Origin of the sequence: Kitasatospora sp. NPDC059673, assembly GCF_042734215.1 — a bacterium.
Classification (GTDB): Bacteria; Actinomycetota; Actinomycetes; order Streptomycetales; family Streptomycetaceae; genus Kitasatospora.
This window is the reverse complement of record NZ_JBHWEN010000027.1, coordinates 20032-38707: the sequence shown is the minus strand read 5'-3', so window position 1 is coordinate 38707 and position 18676 is coordinate 20032. Positions and strand designations below refer to the sequence as shown.

Here is an 18676-nt window from a genome sequence, read left to right as displayed (position 1 = left end):
GGGGATGGACGAGTTGAGCAGCGCCCCTGACACCAAGCACCTCGCGCTGACCCGCGCCGGGGTGGACCGGTCGGCGCACCGCCGACTCGACGAGCCGTGGCTGGCCGCGGCCTGGAGCCACCCCACCACCAAGGTGCTGCCGATCGCCGGCGGCGAGGCCTTCGTGGTGGACACCGGCAGCGGCACCGAACTGGTGCTGCTGCCCTCCTTCGAGGCCCCGCAGGACGGCGACCGCTACTTCCTGGGCACCGACGACGACGGCGTCCACCACTTCGCGCTGGACTGCGAGTCGCTGCCCGGCCGGCTGGACGGCGACGCCCGCCCGGCCGGGCTGCGCGAGGTCGGCGGCTCGCTCTCCGACCGGGACGCCGGACTGCTGGTGCACGCCGTCGCCCTGGAGCACTGGCACCGGCTGCACACCTTCTGCTCCCGGTGCGGCCACCGCACCGAGAAGGCCGGCGCCGGACACCTGCGCCGCTGCACCTCCTGCGCGGCCGAGCACTACCCGCGCACCGACCCGGCGGTGATCATGCTGATCACCGACGGCGAGGACCGCTGCCTGCTGGGCCGGCAGGCGCTCTGGCCGGAGGGCCGCTGGTCGACGCTGGCCGGGTTCGTCGAGCCCGGCGAGTCGATCGAGCAGACGGTCGGCCGCGAGGTGCTGGAGGAGGCGGGCGTCCGGGTCGCCGAGGTCGAGTACGTGGCCAGCCAGCCCTGGCCGTTCCCGTCCAGCCTGATGCTCGGCTTCCTCGGCCGGGCGCACCCCGACGGCACCGGGATCACCGTGGACGGCGAGGAGCTGTCCGAGGCCCGCTGGTTCAGCCGGGAGGAACTGCGGGCGGGCATGGCGGCCGGCGAGATCCTGCCGCCGTCCGGCATCTCGATCGCCCGGCACCTGGTCGAACTCTGGTACGGCGAACCGCTGCCGGCGGCCGCCCGCTGGTGAGAGCGCCGGGTACAGGGGCGTGCGGAGCATTCCGCGCGCCCCTGTCGCGCTTCCGGGCGACTCCGGGGGCCGACCGGGTCCCGCTCCGCCGACCGGAAATGTTCGAATCTTCCGGGGCGGAATCCCCGGGACCTCCCGAACAGATCCGCGACCGCGGATGCCAGGTTCGGCTGAAATGCCACAAACGGCCTGGCTACATTCGCTCGCGTGACGATCCCCCGCGCCGCCGCGACCCCGCCCAAGTACCAGCGCATCGCCGCCGACCTGCGCCGCCGCATCGACTCCGGTGAATGGGAGGGCGGCGGCCGACTCCCCGTCGAGAGCGAACTGGAGGAGCAGTACGGGGTGGCCCGCAACACCGTCCGCCTCGCCATCGACGTCCTGGTCAACGAGGGCCGGGTGGTGCGCGTCCAGGGCAAGGGCACCTACCTGCGCCGGCGAACCCGGCACGACCACCGGGTCTACCCCCGGCCGCACCGCCGCGGCGCCCTGCCGGCCGGCGCCGAGACCTACACCGCCGAAGCCCGGGCGGCCGGACTGGACCTCAGCTTCGAGTACGAGGTGTGGGCCGTCCGGGCCCGCCGCGACATCGCCGACTGGCTCGGACTCCAGCCCGACGACAGCGTCATGATGCGCCGCCAGCTCTGCCGCGTCGCCCACGAGCCCTACGCCATCGAGGACAGCCACTACCGGCCCGGACTGGCCGCCGGCACCCCGCTGATGGAGGACCTGCCCACCCCCGGCGGCGACGAACGGACGCTGGCCGACCTCGGCCGCACCGAGACCGCCGCCACCGACCACCTCACCGCACGGATGCCAGACCCCGCCGAGGCCGCCTGGTTCGGGCTCGGCCCCGGCGTGCCGCTGCTGGTCAACACCCGCGTCACCCGCGACCGGCGCGGCCCGATCCGGGTGGTGGAGACCCGCTACGCCGCCGACCGGGCCCGGCTGCTCTACGAACTCGGCGACCGGGCCCCGGCCGACTGACCGGGGCCCGGCCGCCCGCCGGGTCAGACCAGCGCGGCCTGGACCTGGCGCAGGCTCGGGTTGGTCATCACGTTCTGCTCGCCGGAGGCGCCGACCACCACGACCGTCGGGACCGTCTGGTTGCCGTCGTTGACCGACTCCACGTAGGCCGCCGAGGCCGGGTCCTGCTCGATGTTGACCTCGGTGTAGGCGATGCCCTCGCGGTCCAGCTGGCTCTTGAGGCGGTTGCAGTAGCCGCACCAGGTCGTGCTGTACATCGTGACGGTGCCGGACATGGTGAGGGACTCCTTCGGTCGACGAACGGGGGCGTGCAGCCCACGGAGGAAACGTCCGGCGGGCCGCCCCCATTCCAGGGCGGGTAACAGTGGGTCGATCCGATCATCCGAGCGGGGCTGTGGACAACACCGTCCGGACTGTCCGGCGCGCCTGCGAGGATGGAAGGCATGCAGGAAGACCTCCCCGGCCTCGGTGGCCCCAGCCAGCAGCACCGCCCCGGCGGCTTCGCCCCCCTCGGAGCGGACGCCGTGCTGGCCGGGCTCGACCCCGAACAGCGCGCCGTGGCCACCGCCCTGCACGGCCCGGTCTGCGTGCTGGCCGGCGCCGGCACCGGCAAGACCCGGGCCATCACCCACCGGATCGCCTACGGCGTGCGCAGCGGCGTCTACCAGCCCGCCCAGGTCCTCGCCGTCACCTTCACCGCCCGCGCCGCCGGCGAGATGCGCGGCCGGCTGCGCCAGCTCGGCGCCGAGGGCGTCCAGGCCCGCACCTTCCACGCCGCCGCGCTGCGCCAGCTCCAGTACTTCTGGCCGCGCGCCATCGGCGGCGAGGTCCCCCGGCTGCTGGAGCGCAAGGTCCAGCTGGTCGCCGAGGCGGCCGGCCGCAGCGGCCTGCGCGTCCAGCGCACCGAACTGCGCGACCTGACGGCCGAGGTCGAATGGGCCAAGGTCACCCAGGTCGTCCCCGACGATTACCCGACCGCGGTCGCCAAGTCCGGCCGCGAGGCCCCGCGCGACCCGGCCGAGATCGCCCGGGTCTACGCCGCCTACGAGCAGACCAAGCGCGACCGCGGCCTGATCGACTTCGAGGACGTCCTGCTGCTCACCGCCGCCATCCTGGAGGACCGCCCGGAGATCGCCGACCGGGTCCGCGCCCAGTACCGCCACTTCACCGTCGACGAGTACCAGGACGTCTCCCCGCTCCAACAGCGCCTGCTGGAGCAGTGGACGGGCAGCGACGGCGGCGCCAGCCTCTGCGTGGTCGGCGACGCCAGCCAGACCATCTACTCCTTCACCGGAGCGACGCCGGACTACCTGCTGAACTTCCGTCACCGCCACCCCGGGGCGACGGTGGTCAAGCTGGTGCGCGACTACCGCTCCACCCCGCAGGTGGTGCACCTGGCCAACGGCCTGCTCGCCCAGGCCCGCGGCCAGGCCGCCCAGCACCGCCTGGAGCTGATCTCCCAGCGCGAGGCCGGCCCCGAGCCGGTCTACCGCGAGTACCAGGACGAGCCCACCGAGGCCGAGTCCACCGCCCGGCTGATCCGCGACCTGCTCGGCACCGGCGTGCGGGCCAGCGAGATCGCCGTGCTGTTCCGCACCAACAGCCAGTCCGAGGTGTACGAGCAGGCGCTCGCCGACCTCGGCATCTCCTACCAGCTCAAGGGCGCCGAGCGGTTCTTCGAGCGGCCCGAGGTCCGCGAGGCCGGCGTGCTCCTCAAGGGCGCCGCCCGGGCCGCCGACGACCCGCTCACCGCCGGCGCTCCCGATCTCGCCGCCCAGGTCCGCGCGGTGCTCGCCACCCGCGGCTTCTCCGCCACCGCCCCGGCCGGCTCCGGCGCCGTCCGCGAGCGCTGGGAGTCGCTGAACGCGCTGGTGCGCCTCGCCGAGGAGTTCGAGACCGCCCGCGCCGCCGCCGGCGAGCGCGCCGACCTCGCGTCCTACGTCGCCGAACTCGACGCCCGGGCCGCCGCCCAGCACGCCCCCGCCGTCGAGGGCGTCACGCTGGCCTCGCTGCACGCCGCCAAGGGCCTGGAATGGGACGCGGTGTTCCTGGTCGGCCTCACCGAGGGCACGCTGCCGATCATCTACGCCAAGACCGACGAGCAGGTCGAGGAGGAGCGCCGCCTGCTGTACGTCGGCGTCACCCGGGCCCGCCGCTTCCTCACCCTCTCCTGGTCGCTGTCCCGTTCCCCGGGCGGCCGCGCCTCCCGCAAGCCCACCCGCTTCCTGGACGGCCTGCGCCCCGGCTCCTCCAGCTCCGGCCCGCGCACCCGCGGCGGGCGCGGGGGCGTCGAGCCCGGCGCGGAGCGCCCGGCCGCGCGCCGGGTGCGCGGCCCGGTCAAGTGCCGGGTCTGCGACCGCACCCTGACCGACGCCGTCGAGCGCAAGCTCCGCCGCTGCGAGGGCTGCCCGTCCACCATGGACGAGGCGCTGTTCGAGCGGCTGCGCGAGTGGCGTTCGGCCCGCGCCAAGGAGCAGAGCGTCCCGGCCTACGTGGTGTTCACCGACGCCACCCTGACGGCCATCGCGGAGGACGTGCCGAGCAGCCTCGCGGAGCTCTCCCGGATCTCCGGGGTGGGGGCCATGAAGCTGGACAAGTACGGCTCCGACGTGCTCTTGTTGTGTGCGGGGGAGAGTCCGGAGCTCGTGGGGGAGCCCGACGGGGAGCCGGTACCGGACTCACCCGGGGGCGAGGCCGCGGAGCAGGCCGAGAACTCACCGGAAAACTCGCCGGAAAAATAGTTTGCGCGCCGCGTGTACGGCGCAATAGCCTGCCGGAGCGGTCAAGGGGACGAGACCGCAACGCTCGCAGAGGGCTTGTTTCTGCATGCGCTGACCATCAACCAGATATCGGAGCCCGGGGGACTGGGCACCGCGAGACGCCGAGAGGAGGCGAGTTCAGTGTCGACGAAGACGATCACCAAAATGACCGACCCGATGTCCACCCTCGCCATGCCCACGCGCGTCCTCGTGCCGGGTCTGGGTCTCGACGTGGCCGGCGGCAACGCCGGAGTCCTGCTGGTTGCCGAGCACTGCCTTGTCAGTGGTCGTGGCAATGCTGAGGGCACCCGTGTCGAGGTGGGTTCGTCCCGTGACCGGTCGATGTTTGTCGATGGCATTGCGCTGTCCGACGAGCGACCGACCAAGGCACCGAAGGCAGTTGCGGCAGAAGCGGCCCATGGGCGCTATGCGGCCGTCGGCGGTGCCGGAGTCAAGCAGCAGAAGCAGCAGATCATTCTGGCCACGGCCGCCGTTCGCGGCGCCGGAGCCGTCCGGAAGCAGGCTTTCCGCGGGCCTGGACCCTGGAGCGAACGACCCTGACGCAACCCGTCAGGGCGGTGCCTCCAGGGCCGCGGAAACCCAGCAACCGGGTTCCGCGGCCCTTCTGTTTTGTCCGGTACGCACGACCTACCCAGGCCCCACGGGGCCTCCGGCCGATCTCGAACAACGAGCCCGGCCGGACCCAACAAGAAGACGAGGAAGACGCCCAAAGTGTCCACGGTCATCACACCGCCGCCCCTCCCGTCCGTACCCGACAAGACCATCAAGGCCGACCAGGCCGACCCCCCGGAGGTAACACTCATGCAGCTCACCGCCATCGACGAGGCTGACTCGCTCGGGCTTCCCATTCCGTGCCGGGCCTTCGACCCGGAGGTCTTCTTCGCGGAGACGCCCGCCGACGTCGAGTACGCCAAGTCGCTGTGTGGCACCTGCCCCGTCAAGGCCGCCTGCCTCACCGGCGCGCTCGAGCGCCGCGAGCCGTGGGGCGTCTGGGGTGGCGAGCTCTTCGTCCAGGGCGTCGTCGTCGCCCGCAAGCGCCCCCGTGGCCGTCCGCGCAAGACCGAGGTCATGGCGTGAACCCCGCAGCCCGGTCCCGCACCGAAGCCGCAGCCGTCCGCCGGGGAGAGCAGCCCCCGCTGGACACCGCACTGCGCGACTCGGTACGCCTCGCGGCCGCCAAGGCCGACTCCGAACTGTCCCGTCCCTTCCCCACTACGCACCACGAGCAGGACCACCACATGAACCCCGCCGGCATCGATCCGACCGTCCGCTCCGAGCAGACCACTGAACTCCAGATCCAGAACAGGACCCTTGAGATGAATCTCCTCCAAGAATCCCTGGCACGTGCGCATATGCAGGAACGCCTCCACGAGGCCGAGGAGCAACGCCTCGGCCTGCGGGTGATGCGCGCGACGCGACTGCGTCGCAAGGCCGAGCAGGCCTCCCTGCGCGCCCGCAAGGCCCTTGCCGTCGCCCTGATGTGACGGACGCTCCACCCCGCCGGCCGGCCCCGCGCCCATGCCGGTGACCAACCCCTGAACGCCGATGGCCGACTCCCCGCCGGGGAGCCGGCCATCGGCGCGTCCGGGCCCGCTGCCCACCCAACTTCGCTGGGTCGTACTGTCGTTCGCTGCTCGAACGGAGCGTGCGAGGATGTGCCGCATGTGGTCCTCCCTTCCGCTCGGCGAGCGGCTGCGCGCCGAACTCGGTTCGCCGCGCAAGGTTCGCCGCCTGGTCAGCAGTCCGCGCTCCCGGGTCTGGCGGGCCGAACTCTCCGGCGTCCCGGTGGTGGTGAAGCAACTGATCGACTCGCCCGGGGCCGACGACCGCTACGCCCGCGAGGCGGCCGCGCTGTCCCTCGCCTCCCGGCGGGCCGGCCGCGCCGGTCGCCCGGTGGTGCCCGCCCTGCTCGGCACCGACCCCGCCGCTCGCGTGGTGGTGCTGGAACGCCTGGAGCACCGCACCCCCGGCCCCGGCTGGCAGATCGACTACGCCGCCGCGCTGGCCGGGCTGCACGCGAGCGCCCCCGCCGACCTGGACGACCTGGCCGGGACGGCCCCCGGCACCGCGCTGCCCGCCTGGACCGGCCCGACCGGGCGCGACCTCGGCTGCTTCCTCGCGCTGGCCCGCGCCCTCGACGTCCCCGCCCCGCCCGGCGCCCGCGCCGAGGCCGAGGCGCTGCTCGCCCGGCTCTCCGCCACCCCAGCCCGGCACGCCCTGCTGCACGGTGACCCCTGCCCCGGCAACGACCTGCACACCGCCGAGGGCGTCCGGTTCATCGACTTCGAGCAGTCCTCGCTCGGCCCGGGCGCGGCCGAACTCGCCTATCTGCGGATCGGTTTCCCCACCTGCTGGTGCTCCACCGCCCCACCCGCCGACGTACTCGCCGAGGCCGAGGCCGCCTACCGCACCGCCTGGCGCGCCGCCACCGGCACGGAGGCCCCCACCGACGCCGAGCTCGCCGACGCCTGCGTGGGCTGGCTGCTGCGCGGCGACGCCCTCGTCCCCAAGGCCGAGCGCGGCATCGCCGACCAGCTGGCCCGGTTGCACCACGCGGACTGGACCTGGGGCAACGCCACCGCCCGCCGGCGCCTGGCGCACCGACTCAGGGCCGTCGCCGCCCTCGCTGACGCGGACACCGCCCTCCCGGTCTTCGGCCGGTTCTGCGCGACCCTCGCCACCCGCGTCCGGACGGCCTGGCCGACGGCGGGGCCGCTGCCGGGCGAACGTTCCTGACCGGCGGTCGGCCGCGGCCGCTCTCCGACGGTCGGTCAGGCGCGGATCACGCGGATCCGGCGGCTCTCCATCAGCCGGGCCAGCTCCTCCGGGTAACTCAGTCCGGTCGCCGGATCCGCCTCGCTCGCCAACTCCCGCTCCGTCACGGCGAAGTCGTGCCAGACCAGGGGGAACGGCGGGACCGGCCCGAAGCCGCCGCCGAAACAGTCCTTGAAGCCGTTCCACTCCCGCCCGTAGTAGCCGCCCGGGCCGTTGACCGCTCGCCCAGGGCGCAGTGCAGGCCGGTCGAGTCCTCGACACCCGCGCCCGCCAGGTGGTACTCGCCGCCGGGGCGGTCCGGACCGGGTTCGAGCCGGTTCAGCGCCAGCGACTGCCAGGCCTCCTTGGCGGCGACGCTCGACCCGCGCCAGCTGCCCGGCTGTTCGGGCGGCCCCGGCTGCCACTGCCGCCAGACCTCGCGGGCCGCGGAGCCCGGCAAATCTTCGGGGGAGACCGACAACTGCACGTCCAGCAGGCCGCCGCGCAGCACCGACGGCCAGGTGCGGTCGATGGCCGGCCCGGTGTGGACGCGGGCCATCACCCGGCCGGTGTCGTCCAGCGCCCACAGCTCGGTGCAGGCAGGCCAGCCCGAGTATCCGCTGTCCACCTTCACTCGCAGCGGCTCGGCGGGCTCGCAGCCGATCAGCCGCACCGGCGATCGAGCGGGCCCGGCTCGGGCCGTCAGCAGCCCCGTCACCTCCGCGCACGCCGCCAGCCGCTCGTTCCGACTGCCCAGCAACTCGAAGCGTCCGCACGGGTCCTGCGCGAAGCGGAAGTCGTCCACCAGGCCGACCGCCGCCCCGACCACCACGTCGACCAGCGTCGGATCGGCGGCGTGCGGCCCGACCACGAGGATCTCGGCGTCCAGCAGCTCCCACCGGTACTCGCGCCCGGCCCCCGACCGCCCGGTGATCAAGGCAGCACCGAGCCACCCCGCCGCCAGGCCCCGCGTGCAGCCGCGCAGTACCAGGACCTCGCGCGGTGGCGGCGGCGGGTCGGCGAACAGCCCCTCGACGGCGGCGCACCGGCCGAGCAGCAGTTGGTGGCCGTCCTCCTCGTCCTCCCCGACGATCAGGAACCGCACCGGGAACGGCTGTTCCCACTGTGGACGCTCCGTCACCCGCACCCTCGTCACCTTCTTCAGCGGCTCATTGGTCGCCCTCGTTCTCGGCGAAGCCGGGGAGCCAGTGGAGGAGTTCCTCGTGCAGGCGGACGGTCGCGCCGAGCTGGCAGAGCACGCCGATGGTGGAGAGCGTGACCCGGTGGATCAGCAGGTAGGAGGGCGGGAGGTTGAGCTGCTTGCCCAGGTTGTAGGCGGGGGAGCGCGGGTCGGCGATTCGGGCGGCCTGGGTGCGCATCCACTCGCGGCTGAAGGTGAACTGCTCGGCGCGGGTGGGCTCGATGATCGGCACCAGGTAGTCGAGCACCGCGTCCGGGTCGAGCGAGATGGTGGGGCGGACGAAGCCTTCCTGCTTGAGCAGGTCGTAGACGGCCCCGGCATCGCCCGCCAGGGCGAGCCGCAGGGAGGTGCCGATCGGGCGGGGCAGGCCACCGGGGAGACGGTCGACGGTGCCGAAGTCGAGCACGCCGAGCTGCCAACTGGAGGCGGCCCGGCCGGTCTTGACGAGCCGGAAATTGCCCGGGTGCGGGTCGGCGTGCAGCAGCCCGGTGCGGGCCGGGCCGGCGAACAGGAAGCGGGCAAGCAGCTGCCCGGCCCGGTCGCGCTCCGTCCGGGTGCCGTCGGAGATGACCTGGGACAGCGGCTTGCCGTCCAGCCACTCGGTGACCAGCACCCGCCCGGACTGGGCGACCACCCGGGGCACCCGGATGTCGGCGTCGTCGGCGAACTCCTGGGCGTGCAGCTGCTGCGACTCGGCCTCCAGCTGGTAGTCGAGCTCCTCGGTGACCCGCTCGCGCAGCTCGGCGATCAGCGGCTTGATGTCCATCCCGGGGATCAGCGGGCCCAGCATCCGGGCCAGCCGGGCGAGTTGGCCGAGATCGCTGAGCAGGGCCTCGCCCGCGCCCGGGTACTGGACCTTGACCGCGACGTCCCGGCCGTCCTGCCAGACGGCCCGGTGCACCTGGCCGATGGAGGCGGCGGCGGACGGCTGGTCGGAGAAGGAGCGGAAGTTGGCCGCCCAGTCGTCGCCCAGGTCGGCGGCGAGTACGGAGTGCACGGTGCGGGTCGGCATGGCCGGGGCGGAGTCCTGGAGCTTGGTCAGTGCCGCCCGGTAGGGGCCCGCCACGTCCTCCGGGAGGGCCGATTCGAAGACCGACATGGCCTGCCCGAACTTCATTGCCCCTCCCTTCAACTTGCCCAAGGTGGCGAAGAGTTGCTCGGCGGTCTGGGCCTGGAGCTCGGCCGCGACCTCCTCCGCCGGACGCCCGCCGAGCCGCTTGCCCAGGCCGAGCGTGGCACGGCCGGCGAAGCTCAGCGGCAGGGCCGCCAGCCGGGCCGTCCGGGAGACCGCCTTGCGCGGCATCTCAGACATCTGCCGCCCCCGTTCGGACCGAGCAGTCGGCAGCGGCTGCCGCCGTCGCCCAAGCAGCCGTCGCCACATGCCGCCGGGCCGCCGCCGGGCGCGGGCGGGCGGCCGGTCGCGCCGTGCCGGTCACTGCCTTGCGCGGTAGATCGCTCACCGGACCTCCAGATCAGCCGGACCGACCGGCGGCCCCCCGCCGGCGGTGGTGCGTGGACTCCCGGGCCCGTCCGGCGCTTCTCCCGGCCGGGGCCGCGCGCCCCGGAGGCGGTGCACCGGGAAGGGGCGTGCGGTGGAACGGCTGGGTCTCGCCGGACGGGCCCGAAGGCATGTCCTATGCCATTGTGCCCGCTTGGGCGGGTGTGACGGACTGCCACAGGCAACCGCAGTCGGGGTGGCTGCGCAGCCGCAGCCGCCGCACCATGCCGTCGGCCGCGGACAGTTCGCACCAGCCGTCCACACTCGGCGGCAACACCCCGTCCAGGTACAGCTGGACGTGCAGGGCGGCGAGCCCGGCGATGGAGGCGGCGACCGCGCCGTCGCAGGCCGGGGCGCGGGGACGGCCGGGGCCCTCGTCGATCAGCTGGGCGAGCAGCCGGGGCCAGGCCTCGTCCTCGTCCCGCCGGGCCAGGGTGGCGCAGCTGCCGCAGGCGGAGGCCCCGGGGACGACCAACGGGCCGACCACGCCGAGGTGTTCGAGCACCCCGGTGTAGAGATGCGGAATGCCGGCGCGCATCAACTCCTGGGCGTCGACCGCGGCGCCGGTGTACGCGGCGGAGCCGTCCCGCGGGGCGAGCACCACCAGGGTGGGCGGTGGGGGAGTGGCGGGCGGGCGCCGGTAGCGCTCGCCGACCGGGGCGCCGACGGCGCGGTGCACCAACTCGCGGGCGGCGGTGGCGCGCAGCCGCCCGACATCCCCCGGCGGGAAGCCGCCGGGTGCGCAGTCCCGGACGGTGACCCGGCCGCGGTCGAGCACGGCGACCTCGCCGATGCCGCCGGCGGCCAGTGCGGTGCCGACGGCCGCGCCGACCCGCCCCGCACCGCGCACCTCGACCCGGGCCGTGGCACGGCCCTGCACCACGGCGGCGGCCTCGTCGGGGGCGGGGTGCACCAGGGAGAGCGAGGCGAGGTCGGGCCCGAGCAACTCGCGGCGGGCCGGCGGGTACAGCTCCAGCACCCTGCTCAAGGCCTCGGTGTCGTCCAGCAGTTCGCTCCGGGCGAGCGAGTCGAGCATGCCCTGGCAGTACTCGGCGCTCAGGCCGAGCCGCTTACCGGCGGCGACCACCGAGGGCCCGTCCCGGGTGCCGTCGATCAGTTCCAGGAACATCGCCAGCTTGCGGTCGACGCCCTCGATCAGGCGGGCGTGCCGCCGGACGGTGCCGAACTGCAGGGTCTGCTTCTCCCGCCAGAGCCGGGACAGGGCGGGCTTGATCACGGGGCGCATGTCGGTCCTCCAAGCGTCGGTCTCCGGCGTCCCGGTCGAGGCGTCGGATCAACTGGTGACCGCAGCTTGCCCGCGACCTTCCGGACACGAAAGCGCGTTGTCCACAGGCCCGTACCGAAAATCCGGTCATCACCGTGCACAGCCTGTGGACAACGCGCCCGGGTGGTCCCCGGGGCCGCGCCGTCCCGGTGCCGGACTTCTGTCGCGAGGACGGGGTAACGTCCATGCCATGGCAGCCGAACGCGACTCCCATCGGTCGGCGTCGCGTTGGCGTGCCCGGGCAGCCTCCGGGTCCACGACCGCGGCGTCCGGTGCGCATGCCAGCACCGAGGCCGACCGGGCCCGCGGCCCCGAGCGGGCCATCGACCGCAGCAAGGTCGAGGTGCGCCGCAGCGCCCGCCGCAGCCGCACCGTCTCCGCCTACCGCGAGGGCGACCGCACCGTGGTGCTGATCCCGGCCCGGATGTCGCACGCCGAGGAACAGCGCTGGGTGGCGCAGATGCTCGACAAGCTGGCCGCGCAGGAGAAGCGCCGAGTGCTCGGCGACGAGGCCCTGCAGGCCCGGGCCGCCGAACTGTCCGGGCTGTACCTGGGCGGCCGCGCCGAGCCCGAGCAGGTCCGCTGGGTGACCAACCAGAACTCCCGCTGGGGATCGTGCACCCCCAGCGAGCGCACCATCCGGCTCTCCCACCGCCTCCAGGGCATGCCCGAGTACGTGGTGGACTACGTGCTGCTGCACGAGCTCGCCCACCTGCTGGTGCCCGACCACGGCCCCCGGTTCTGGGCCCTGCTGGACGCCTACCCCCGCACCGAGCGGGCCCGCGGCTACCTGGAGGGCGTCGCCTCCGCCGCCCGGCTGCCGCACATCCCCGGCGCCCGGAACACCTGACGGCCGCCCGACGCACGACGACCCCCGCCGGACCCTTCAGGGCCTGCGGGGGTCGAGAGCGAGTGGCTCAGACCAGCGCCCGGGCCCGTGCCACCAAGTCCCGCACCGAGCGGTCGGTGTCGGCCGGCAACTGGTCCCAGCCGAACCAGCGCAGGTCCAGCGACTCCTCGCTGATCAGCTCGCGCGCTCCGGCCGGGGCGAGGGCGACGTACTGCACGTCCAGGTGGATGTTCTCCGGCCGGTCCTTGCCCATGCAGCGCACGTGGTGCCGGTCCAGTTTCACCGGCGTGGTGCGGCCGCCGACCGCGAGCAGCTCCAGTTCGGCGATGCCGGACTCCTCGACCGCCTCGCGCAGCGCCGCCGCGGCCAGCGTCCCGTCCCCGGGCTCGCAGTGGCCGCCCATCTGCAGCCACTTCCCGACCTTGGGGTGCAGCGTCAGCAGTACCCGTCCCTCGGCCGGGTCGACCACCAGCGCGCTGGCGGTGATGTGTCCGGGCAGGCAGGCCCGCCACAGGCCGTCGGGGTGGGCCGCCAGGTGCGCCAGGTAGTCGCGGCGCAGCTCCTGCTGGCCGCCGTCGTCGGGCGCCCAGTCGGTCAGCGCGCGGACGGCGTCGGTGTGCAGCGACGTCACTTGGCGTCGCCTTCCCGGCCGTCCTCGTCCTTGCCGGAATCCTTGCCGGAATCCTCGCCGGAGGTGGACTTGTCGGAGTCGGAAGCGGACCCGGCGTCGCCCTTGGTCAGGTCGGGCTTCCCGGCGCCGCCGCCCGCGGCCTCGCCGAGCAGCCTGTTCAGCGCGTCGAAGTCGAAGCCGCCCTCGGCCTCGGCGGTGGTGTCGCGGTGCACGAAGCCGTCCGGGTCGTCCAGGTCCGCGGCGGTGGGCAGCATGTCGGGGTGGCTCCACAGCGCGTCCCGGCCCTCGACGCCGCGGGCGTCGGCGAGCGAGGCCCACAGGCGGGAGGCGTCGCGCAGGCGGCGCGGGCGCAGTTCCAGGCCGACCAGGGTGGCGAAGGTCTGCTCGGCGGGGCCGCCGGTGGCGCGGCGGCGGCGGAGCGTCTCGCGCAGCGCGGCGGCGTGCGGCAGGTGCGGGGTGGCGGCGGCGTGCACCACGGCGTCGACCCAGCCCTCGACCAGGGCGAGGGCGGTCTCCAGCCGGGCCAGGGCGGCCTTCTGCTCGGGAGTGTCCTCGGGCTGCAGCAGGCCGCCGGCCAGTGCGTCCTGCAGGGCCTCCGGGTTGCTCGGGTCGAGCTGGCCGACCAGCTCCTCCATCCGCGAGGTGTCGACCTTGATGCCGCGCGCGTACGCCTCGACGGCGCCGAACAGGTGCGCCCGCAGCCACGGTACGTGGGCGAACAGCCGCTGGTGGGCGGCCTCGCGCAGGGCCAGGTAGAGCCGGACCTCCTCGGCGGGCACGTTCAGCCCGTCGCCGAACTCGGCGATGTTCTGCGGCAGCAGCGCGGCCTTCCCGGCGGGGGCGAGCGGCAGGCCGACGTCGGTGGAACCGAGCACCTCGGCGGCCAGCGCGCCGAGCGCCTGCCCGATCTGGGTGCCGAACATGGCGCCGCCCATGGAGCGCATCATGCCCATCAGCGGCCCGGCCACGGCCTGCATCTCCTCGGGCAGCACGCCGCCCATGGCGTTGCCGACCCGCTCCGCGACCGGGTCGACCAGGTCCTTCCACACCGGCAGGGTGGCCTCGATCCACTCGGCGCGGCTCCACGCCACGGCCGTCGAGGAGGTGGACGGGAACTCGGTCGCCGAGTCCAGCCACAGGTCGGCCAGCCGGACCGACTCGACCACGGCGGTGCGCTCGGCGGCGCCCACCGAGCGGTCCTTGGTCTTCCCCTCGGGCTGCTCGGCGACCACGGTCTGCCGGGCGATGTTCTTGGCCAGCTCCCAGTTCACCGGGCCGCCCTCGAACGAGAGCATCTGCCCGAGCTGCTGGAACGCCGCGCCCAGGTCGTTGGGGTTGAAGCCGCCCATCATCGCGGCGAACGGGTTGTCGCCGCCCGCCCCGCCGGCGCCGCCCATGCCGAACAGCGCCCCGAAGGGGTTTCCGTTGCCGAAGCCGAACGGCTGCGGGGTCGAGTCGCCCTGCTCGCCGTCCTTCTTGCCCTTGTTCTTGCCGTCCTCGGGCTCCTCGGGGGGAACGCCGAATCCGAAGGGGAGGTCGCTCACGGGGTCCTCGATCTGATCGGCCGTCACGCGGGTGTGGCGGGAAATTCTGTTGCCCGGAGGCTCCGGGAGGTTTCAATGGTCTCGCGGCCGACCGCGCCGGGTGCACCGCTGGGGCCGAGCCTCGGGCAGGATGGACAGTGCGTGACACTCGTACGTACGCACTTAAGCTAACCGTGGAGGATGGCCGGTGAGTTCCCCGCCTTCGGACGTTCGCTCTGGGCTGACCGAGGGCGAGGACGTGCCGGCCGATGCCGGTTCGCCGCCTCCAGCCTACGGCGGCAAACCGCTCACCGTGGCCGTCACCGGCGCCGCGGGCGTGCTCGGCGAGCGCGTCGCCCAGCGCCTGGTGAGCTCCCCGCACGTGCGCCGGGTGCTCGCGGTGGACGACCGCCGCGGCGAAGTCCCCGGCGTGCACTGGCGGGTGCTGGACGTGCGCGACCCGGCGGTGGCCGAGCGGCTGTCCGGCGTGGACGTGGTGGTGCACCTGGCGATGGACCTCGGCATGGAGTCCGACCCGCGCACCCGCAGCGCCTACAACGTGCGCGGCGCCCAGACCGTCCTGACCGCCGCGGCCGCCGTCGGCGTGCACCGCGTGGTGCTGTGCACCTCCGCGATGGTCTACGGGGCGCTGGCCGACAACGAGGTCCCGCTCGCCGAGGACTCCGAACTGCGGGCCACCGAGGAGGCCTCGCTGGTCGGCGACCTGCTGGAGATCGAACGGCTCGCCCGCCGCGCCCCGCGCGCCCACCCCGGGCTGCAGATCACCGTGCTGCGTCCGGCCGTGGTGGTCGGCCCCGGCATCGACACCGTGCTCACCCGCCACTTCGAGGCCCCGCGCCTGCTGGTGGTGGCCGGCTCCCGCCCGTGCTGGCAGTTCTGCCACCTGGACGACCTGACCTCGGCGCTGGAGTACGCGGCGCTCGGCCTGGTCGAGGGCGAGGTGACGGTCGGCTGCGACGGCTGGCTGGAGCAGGAGGACGTGGAAGAGCTGTCCGGGATCCGCCGGATGGAACTGCCCGCCTCGCTGGCCCTGGGCACCGCCGCCCGGCTGCACCGCCTCGGCCTGACTCCGGCCCCGGCCGGTGATCTCGCCTACACCATGTACCCGTGGGTGGTCTCCGGCAGCCGGCTGCACGAGGCGGGCTGGCGGCCCAAGCACACCAACGAGGAGGTGCTGGCCGAACTGCTCGCCCAGGTGTCCGGCAAGCACGCCGTGGCCGGGCGCCGGCTGGGCGGCAAGGAGGCCGCCACCAGCCTGGGCGCGGCCGGTGCCACGGTGGCGCTGATCGGCACGGCGGCGCTGGTCCGCCGGGCCCGCAAGCACCGCCGGATCTGACCTGGCTCCCTCGCACCGCGGACGGCCGTTCCGCGGTGCGAAACCCGCTGTCGGGGCCCCGCTCGGATGCGGAATGATGGGGGCCATGTCCGAGAACCACGACCCGATCCGGCTGCTCGCCGTTCGTGAGACGCCGCTCTCCCTGGACGAGGTGCACGCGGCGGTCGGTGACGACGCGACGGGCGGCACCACGCTGTTCGTCGGCACGGTGCGCGACCACGACGGCGGGAAGGCGGTCGCGGCGCTGGAGTACAGCGCCCACCCGACCGCCGTGCGGGAGCTGCGCCGGATCGCCGAGAAGATCTGTGCGGACTTCCCGGTCCGGGCGCTGGCGGCGGTGCACCGCACCGGGCGGCTGGAGATCGGCGACATCGCGGTGATCGTCGCGGTCTCCTGCCCGCACCGCGGCGAGGCGTTCGAGGCCTCTCGGCGGCTGATCGACGACCTCAAGCACGAGGTGCCGATCTGGAAACACCAGGTTTTCGCCGACGGCGAGGAGGAATGGGTCGGATCGGGGTCCTGCTGACCACCCGTGTCCGCTCCGCGCCCCGCTCGTTCCCCGTTCGGGGGTATCTCGGAACGGTGGGCGCGCCACGCCGTACCGTAACTCGGACACCGCACGCGCCGTTCCTCCGGTAGGCGGCTAATCTGCTGATACGCATGACGAGCCTGTGGGGAGTTCGAAAATGGCTGCGCTTGCCTGGTTGATCATTCCTGTAGTGGCCGGACTACTGGCCTCGGTGTGGGCGGGATGGGCGGCACGACCGCCGCGCTCCATCACCGACCCGTCCTCGCTCGCCGAACACGAACGCTTCCGTGCCGCGATGGAACGCAGCACCGGCAGCGGACGCTCCGGCGGCAAATAGCCTCGCGGGAGGCACTGGAGGGGCAGATCGGCGGGCCGCACAGCGGTGCATCGCGGCCCGGACTTCCCGTACTGTCGTGCCATGCCACGCCGATCGGCGACGATGCTCGCCGCCACCCTGCTGCTGATAGGCCTGCTCTGTGCCTCGGTCCTGATGAAGGTGCCGTACACCGAGATGAGCCCGGGGCCGACGTACAACACCCTCGGCGTGCAGGACAAGACCGGCACCCCGGTGATCACCATCACCGGACGCGACACCTACCCGACCAGCGGCCACCTCAACATGACCACGGTCCAGGTCACCGGGGCGAACTACCAGCCCAGCCTGATCTCCGCGATCGTCGGCTGGATGCGCGGCGACGTGCTGGTGGTGCCGCACGACAACGTGTACCCGAAGGGCCAGACCGACCAGGAGGCCCAGCAGCAGAACGCGGAGGAGTTCGCCTCCTCCGAGGACAGCGCGAAGACCGCCGCGCTGAAGCAGCTGGACATCCCGGTCACCACGCAGATCATCGTCTCCTCGGTGACCTCCGGCGGCCCCTCCGAAGGCAAGCTGCACGCCGGCGACCAGATCGTCGCGGTGGACGGGACGGCGATCACCAGCCGGACCCAGGTCGCCGAGCAGGTGATGAAGCACAAGCCCGGCGAGACCACCGTCTTCACGGTGATCCCGCACGCCAAGACCGGCCCGACGCCGAACCCTGCCGACCAGGTGCAGGTTTCCATCACCACCGGCAAGGCGGAGGGCGAGGACCGGGCCATCGTCGGCATCACGCCCGGCGTCGACCACGTCTACCCGTTCAAGATCGACATTGGCCTGCAGGACGTCGGCGGCCCGAGCGCCGGCCTGATGTTCGCGCTCGGCATCGTCGACAAGCTCACCCCCACCGACCTCACCGGCGGCAAGTTCGTGGCGGGCACCGGCACCATCGACGACGACGGCACGGTCGGGCCGATCGGTGGCATCCAGATGAAGCTGATCGCCGCGCGGGACAAGGGCGCCGAGTATTTCTTCACCCCCGCCGAGAATTGCGCCGAGGCAACGAAGGGCACGCCCTCCGGCCTCACGCTGGTCAAGGTCGACAACCTCGCGGGGGCGGTCAAGGCCCTCGACTCCATCCGGAGCGGGGAGAAGGCGGCGCTGCCCAGCTGCAACCGCTGACGCGAAACGCGGGGCGCGAAATGCAGGCGGGCTGCACCACCAGGGGCGCGGGGAACTGCTCCGCAAGGTCGCGATCAAGTGCAGGTCATTGTCCTGTGTCGCGATCTTGCTGACGGGTGCGTTCCCCTTCGCGCAGTTCCCCGCGCCCCTGGTGGTGCTCTCCCTGGTTTCGCACCCTCTCGTTACTGGAAGGTGGCGAGGAGGGCCTGGGTGAGGTTGGGGACCAGGTCGGGGCCGGTGAGGACCTCGCGGGCGATGTCCTTCTCGCGCAGGCGCAGTGCGACCTCGCGGGCGCCGTCGCGCAGGACGGCGGCGGTGATGCGGACTTCCTGGCGCTGGGGGTGGCCGGCGACCCAGTCGTTGATCTCCTGCTCGGTGGCGTTCTTCGGGCGGGAGGATTCGGCGCCGGGCGGGAGCATGAGCCGTTCGACGACCAGGGCGCAGCCGACCACGCCGTCGGGCCAGGCGATGGTGCCCAGGAAGCGGTCGAGTTCGGTGCCCGGCGGGATCTCCTCCTGTTCGACCGGGGTGAGGCCGGTCGGGTTCTCGTCCAGGCCGAGCTGGGTGGCGAGCCGCGGATTGGCCTTGCGCATCTGGGCGTTGTCGACCAGGGCGAACAGGCGGGCGGGGTTGTCCCAGCCGAGGGTGGCGGCGTGCTCGTCGATCTCCAGCGCGGCCCGGGTGAGGGGGGTGGCGGCGGGCATGCCAGAGGCGGCGGAGGTCAGGTCAGGGGAGTCGGACATGGGGCCATCCTCACATGTCCGGGGGGGCCGTCTCCAACTCCGACGCAGTGTCCGGGAACTCCGGTAAAGACTGTTTAAGTTGCATTGGAGTCCG

General features: G+C 73.5%; 19 protein-coding genes. 12 read left to right on the top strand and 7 right to left on the bottom strand.

What is annotated here, in order from left to right; translation table 11 throughout:
• The first annotated feature begins 4 nt into the window (after positions 1 to 4).
• Positions 5 to 946: an NAD(+) diphosphatase gene (gene nudC / locus ACFV18_RS26735; protein WP_380487369.1), complete on the top strand. Its 942-nt coding sequence runs from the start codon at positions 5 to 7 to the stop codon at positions 944 to 946.
• A gap of 207 nt (positions 947 to 1153) precedes the next feature.
• Positions 1154 to 1933, top strand: coding sequence for a GntR family transcriptional regulator (locus ACFV18_RS26730; RefSeq protein WP_380487367.1), 780 nt, complete (start codon positions 1154 to 1156; stop codon positions 1931 to 1933).
• A 23-nt stretch (positions 1934 to 1956) separates the two neighbouring features.
• Here ACFV18_RS26730 and ACFV18_RS26725 read toward each other — a convergent pair whose 3' ends face one another.
• On the bottom strand, positions 1957 to 2208 hold the full coding sequence (locus tag ACFV18_RS26725; protein ID WP_380487365.1) for a mycoredoxin: 252 nt from the start codon (positions 2206 to 2208) through the stop codon (positions 1957 to 1959).
• A gap of 168 nt (positions 2209 to 2376) precedes the next feature.
• Between ACFV18_RS26725 and ACFV18_RS26720 the strand changes: the two genes are divergently transcribed.
• From ACFV18_RS26720 to ACFV18_RS26700, 5 genes are all read left to right on the top strand, one after another.
• Entirely contained in the window at positions 2377 to 4674 is a 2298-nt protein-coding gene (locus ACFV18_RS26720) for an ATP-dependent DNA helicase UvrD2 (RefSeq protein ID WP_380487363.1), read from the top strand.
• 159 nt (positions 4675 to 4833) lie between these two features.
• The gene (locus ACFV18_RS26715; RefSeq protein ID WP_380487361.1) at positions 4834 to 5253 is read left to right on the top strand and encodes a hypothetical protein; all 420 of its coding nucleotides are present in this window, start codon (positions 4834 to 4836) and stop codon (positions 5251 to 5253) included.
• 171 nt (positions 5254 to 5424) lie between these two features.
• The gene (locus ACFV18_RS26710; protein WP_369880316.1) at positions 5425 to 5790 is read left to right on the top strand and encodes a WhiB family transcriptional regulator; all 366 of its coding nucleotides are present in this window, start codon (positions 5425 to 5427) and stop codon (positions 5788 to 5790) included.
• Entirely contained in the window at positions 5787 to 6197 is a 411-nt protein-coding gene (locus tag ACFV18_RS26705; protein ID WP_380487358.1) for a hypothetical protein, read from the top strand. The genes ACFV18_RS26710 and ACFV18_RS26705 overlap by 4 nt, the downstream gene beginning before the upstream one ends.
• A gap of 178 nt (positions 6198 to 6375) precedes the next feature.
• A complete protein-coding gene (locus ACFV18_RS26700) occupies positions 6376 to 7449 on the top strand; it encodes a phosphotransferase family protein (protein WP_380487356.1) in 1074 nt (357 codons plus the stop codon).
• Between the two features lie 142 nt (positions 7450 to 7591).
• Here the strand turns inward: ACFV18_RS26700 and ACFV18_RS26695 are convergent, their stop codons facing one another.
• The 3 genes from ACFV18_RS26695 to ACFV18_RS26685 form a co-directional block, all read right to left on the bottom strand.
• Positions 7592 to 8608, bottom strand: a complete 1017-nt coding sequence (locus ACFV18_RS26695) for a hypothetical protein (RefSeq protein ID WP_380487354.1) — start codon at positions 8606 to 8608, stop codon at positions 7592 to 7594.
• 28 nt (positions 8609 to 8636) lie between these two features.
• Entirely contained in the window at positions 8637 to 9980 is a 1344-nt protein-coding gene (locus ACFV18_RS26690) for an ABC1 kinase family protein (RefSeq protein WP_380487352.1), read from the bottom strand.
• Between the two features lie 322 nt (positions 9981 to 10302).
• The gene (locus tag ACFV18_RS26685) at positions 10303 to 11412 is read right to left on the bottom strand and encodes a ThiF family adenylyltransferase (protein ID WP_380487350.1); all 1110 of its coding nucleotides are present in this window, start codon (positions 11410 to 11412) and stop codon (positions 10303 to 10305) included.
• A gap of 229 nt (positions 11413 to 11641) precedes the next feature.
• Here ACFV18_RS26685 and ACFV18_RS26680 point away from each other — a divergent pair, with 229 nt between their 5' ends.
• Complete coding sequence (locus ACFV18_RS26680; protein WP_380487348.1) at positions 11642 to 12301, top strand: M48 family metallopeptidase; 660 nt, start codon at positions 11642 to 11644, stop codon at positions 12299 to 12301.
• A 67-nt stretch (positions 12302 to 12368) separates the two neighbouring features.
• Here the strand turns inward: ACFV18_RS26680 and ACFV18_RS26675 are convergent, their stop codons facing one another.
• Both ACFV18_RS26675 and ACFV18_RS26670 read right to left on the bottom strand, forming a co-directional pair.
• Positions 12369 to 12932 (bottom strand): NUDIX hydrolase, encoded by a 564-nt coding sequence (locus ACFV18_RS26675; RefSeq protein WP_380487347.1) that lies wholly within the window; start codon positions 12930 to 12932, stop codon positions 12369 to 12371.
• Complete coding sequence (locus tag ACFV18_RS26670; protein ID WP_380487344.1) at positions 12929 to 14476, bottom strand: zinc-dependent metalloprotease; 1548 nt, start codon at positions 14474 to 14476, stop codon at positions 12929 to 12931. Before ACFV18_RS26670 ends, ACFV18_RS26675 begins: the two co-directional genes overlap by 4 nt.
• A 187-nt stretch (positions 14477 to 14663) precedes the next feature.
• Here ACFV18_RS26670 and ACFV18_RS26665 point away from each other — a divergent pair, with 187 nt between their 5' ends.
• The 4 genes from ACFV18_RS26665 (at position 14664) to ACFV18_RS26650 (ending at position 17839) form a co-directional block, all read left to right on the top strand.
• Positions 14664 to 15812, top strand: coding sequence for an NAD-dependent epimerase/dehydratase family protein (locus ACFV18_RS26665; protein ID WP_380487342.1), 1149 nt, complete (start codon positions 14664 to 14666; stop codon positions 15810 to 15812).
• Positions 15813 to 15897: 85 nt separating this feature from the next.
• Positions 15898 to 16338: a molybdenum cofactor biosynthesis protein MoaE gene (locus tag ACFV18_RS26660; protein ID WP_380487340.1), complete on the top strand. Its 441-nt coding sequence runs from the start codon at positions 15898 to 15900 to the stop codon at positions 16336 to 16338.
• 160 nt (positions 16339 to 16498) lie between these two features.
• A complete protein-coding gene (locus tag ACFV18_RS26655; protein ID WP_380487337.1) occupies positions 16499 to 16678 on the top strand; it encodes a hypothetical protein in 180 nt (59 codons plus the stop codon).
• An 81-nt stretch (positions 16679 to 16759) separates the two neighbouring features.
• Positions 16760 to 17839, top strand: coding sequence for a PDZ domain-containing protein (locus tag ACFV18_RS26650; protein ID WP_380487334.1), 1080 nt, complete (start codon positions 16760 to 16762; stop codon positions 17837 to 17839).
• Between the two features lie 182 nt (positions 17840 to 18021).
• Here the strand turns inward: ACFV18_RS26650 and ACFV18_RS26645 are convergent, their stop codons facing one another.
• A complete protein-coding gene (locus tag ACFV18_RS26645) occupies positions 18022 to 18582 on the bottom strand; it encodes a PPA1309 family protein (RefSeq protein WP_380487332.1) in 561 nt (186 codons plus the stop codon).
• Between the last annotated feature and the right edge of the window lie 94 nt (positions 18583 to 18676).

Bases quoted from the DNA above. Each gene is read 5' to 3' on its own strand.
- ACFV18_RS26720 (WP_380487363.1), top strand. From the start codon at position 2,377: ATGCAGGAAGACCTCCCCGGCCTCGGTGGCCCCAGCCAGCAGCACCGC.
- ACFV18_RS26725 (WP_380487365.1), bottom strand. From the start codon at position 2,208: ATGTCCGGCACCGTCACGATGTACAGCACGACCTGGTGCGGCTACTGC.
- ACFV18_RS26655 (WP_380487337.1), top strand. From the start codon at position 16,499: ATGGCTGCGCTTGCCTGGTTGATCATTCCTGTAGTGGCCGGACTACTG.
- nudC (WP_380487369.1), top strand. From the start codon at position 5: ATGGACGAGTTGAGCAGCGCCCCTGACACCAAGCACCTCGCGCTGACC.
- ACFV18_RS26685 (WP_380487350.1), bottom strand. From the start codon at position 11,412: ATGCGCCCCGTGATCAAGCCCGCCCTGTCCCGGCTCTGGCGGGAGAAG.
- ACFV18_RS26690 (WP_380487352.1), bottom strand. From the start codon at position 9,980: ATGTCTGAGATGCCGCGCAAGGCGGTCTCCCGGACGGCCCGGCTGGCG.
- ACFV18_RS26680 (WP_380487348.1), top strand. From the start codon at position 11,642: ATGGCAGCCGAACGCGACTCCCATCGGTCGGCGTCGCGTTGGCGTGCC.
- ACFV18_RS26700 (WP_380487356.1), top strand. From the start codon at position 6,376: ATGTGGTCCTCCCTTCCGCTCGGCGAGCGGCTGCGCGCCGAACTCGGT.
- ACFV18_RS26645 (WP_380487332.1), bottom strand. From the start codon at position 18,582: ATGTCCGACTCCCCTGACCTGACCTCCGCCGCCTCTGGCATGCCCGCC.
- ACFV18_RS26650 (WP_380487334.1), top strand. From the start codon at position 16,760: ATGCCACGCCGATCGGCGACGATGCTCGCCGCCACCCTGCTGCTGATA.
- ACFV18_RS26660 (WP_380487340.1), top strand. From the start codon at position 15,898: ATGTCCGAGAACCACGACCCGATCCGGCTGCTCGCCGTTCGTGAGACG.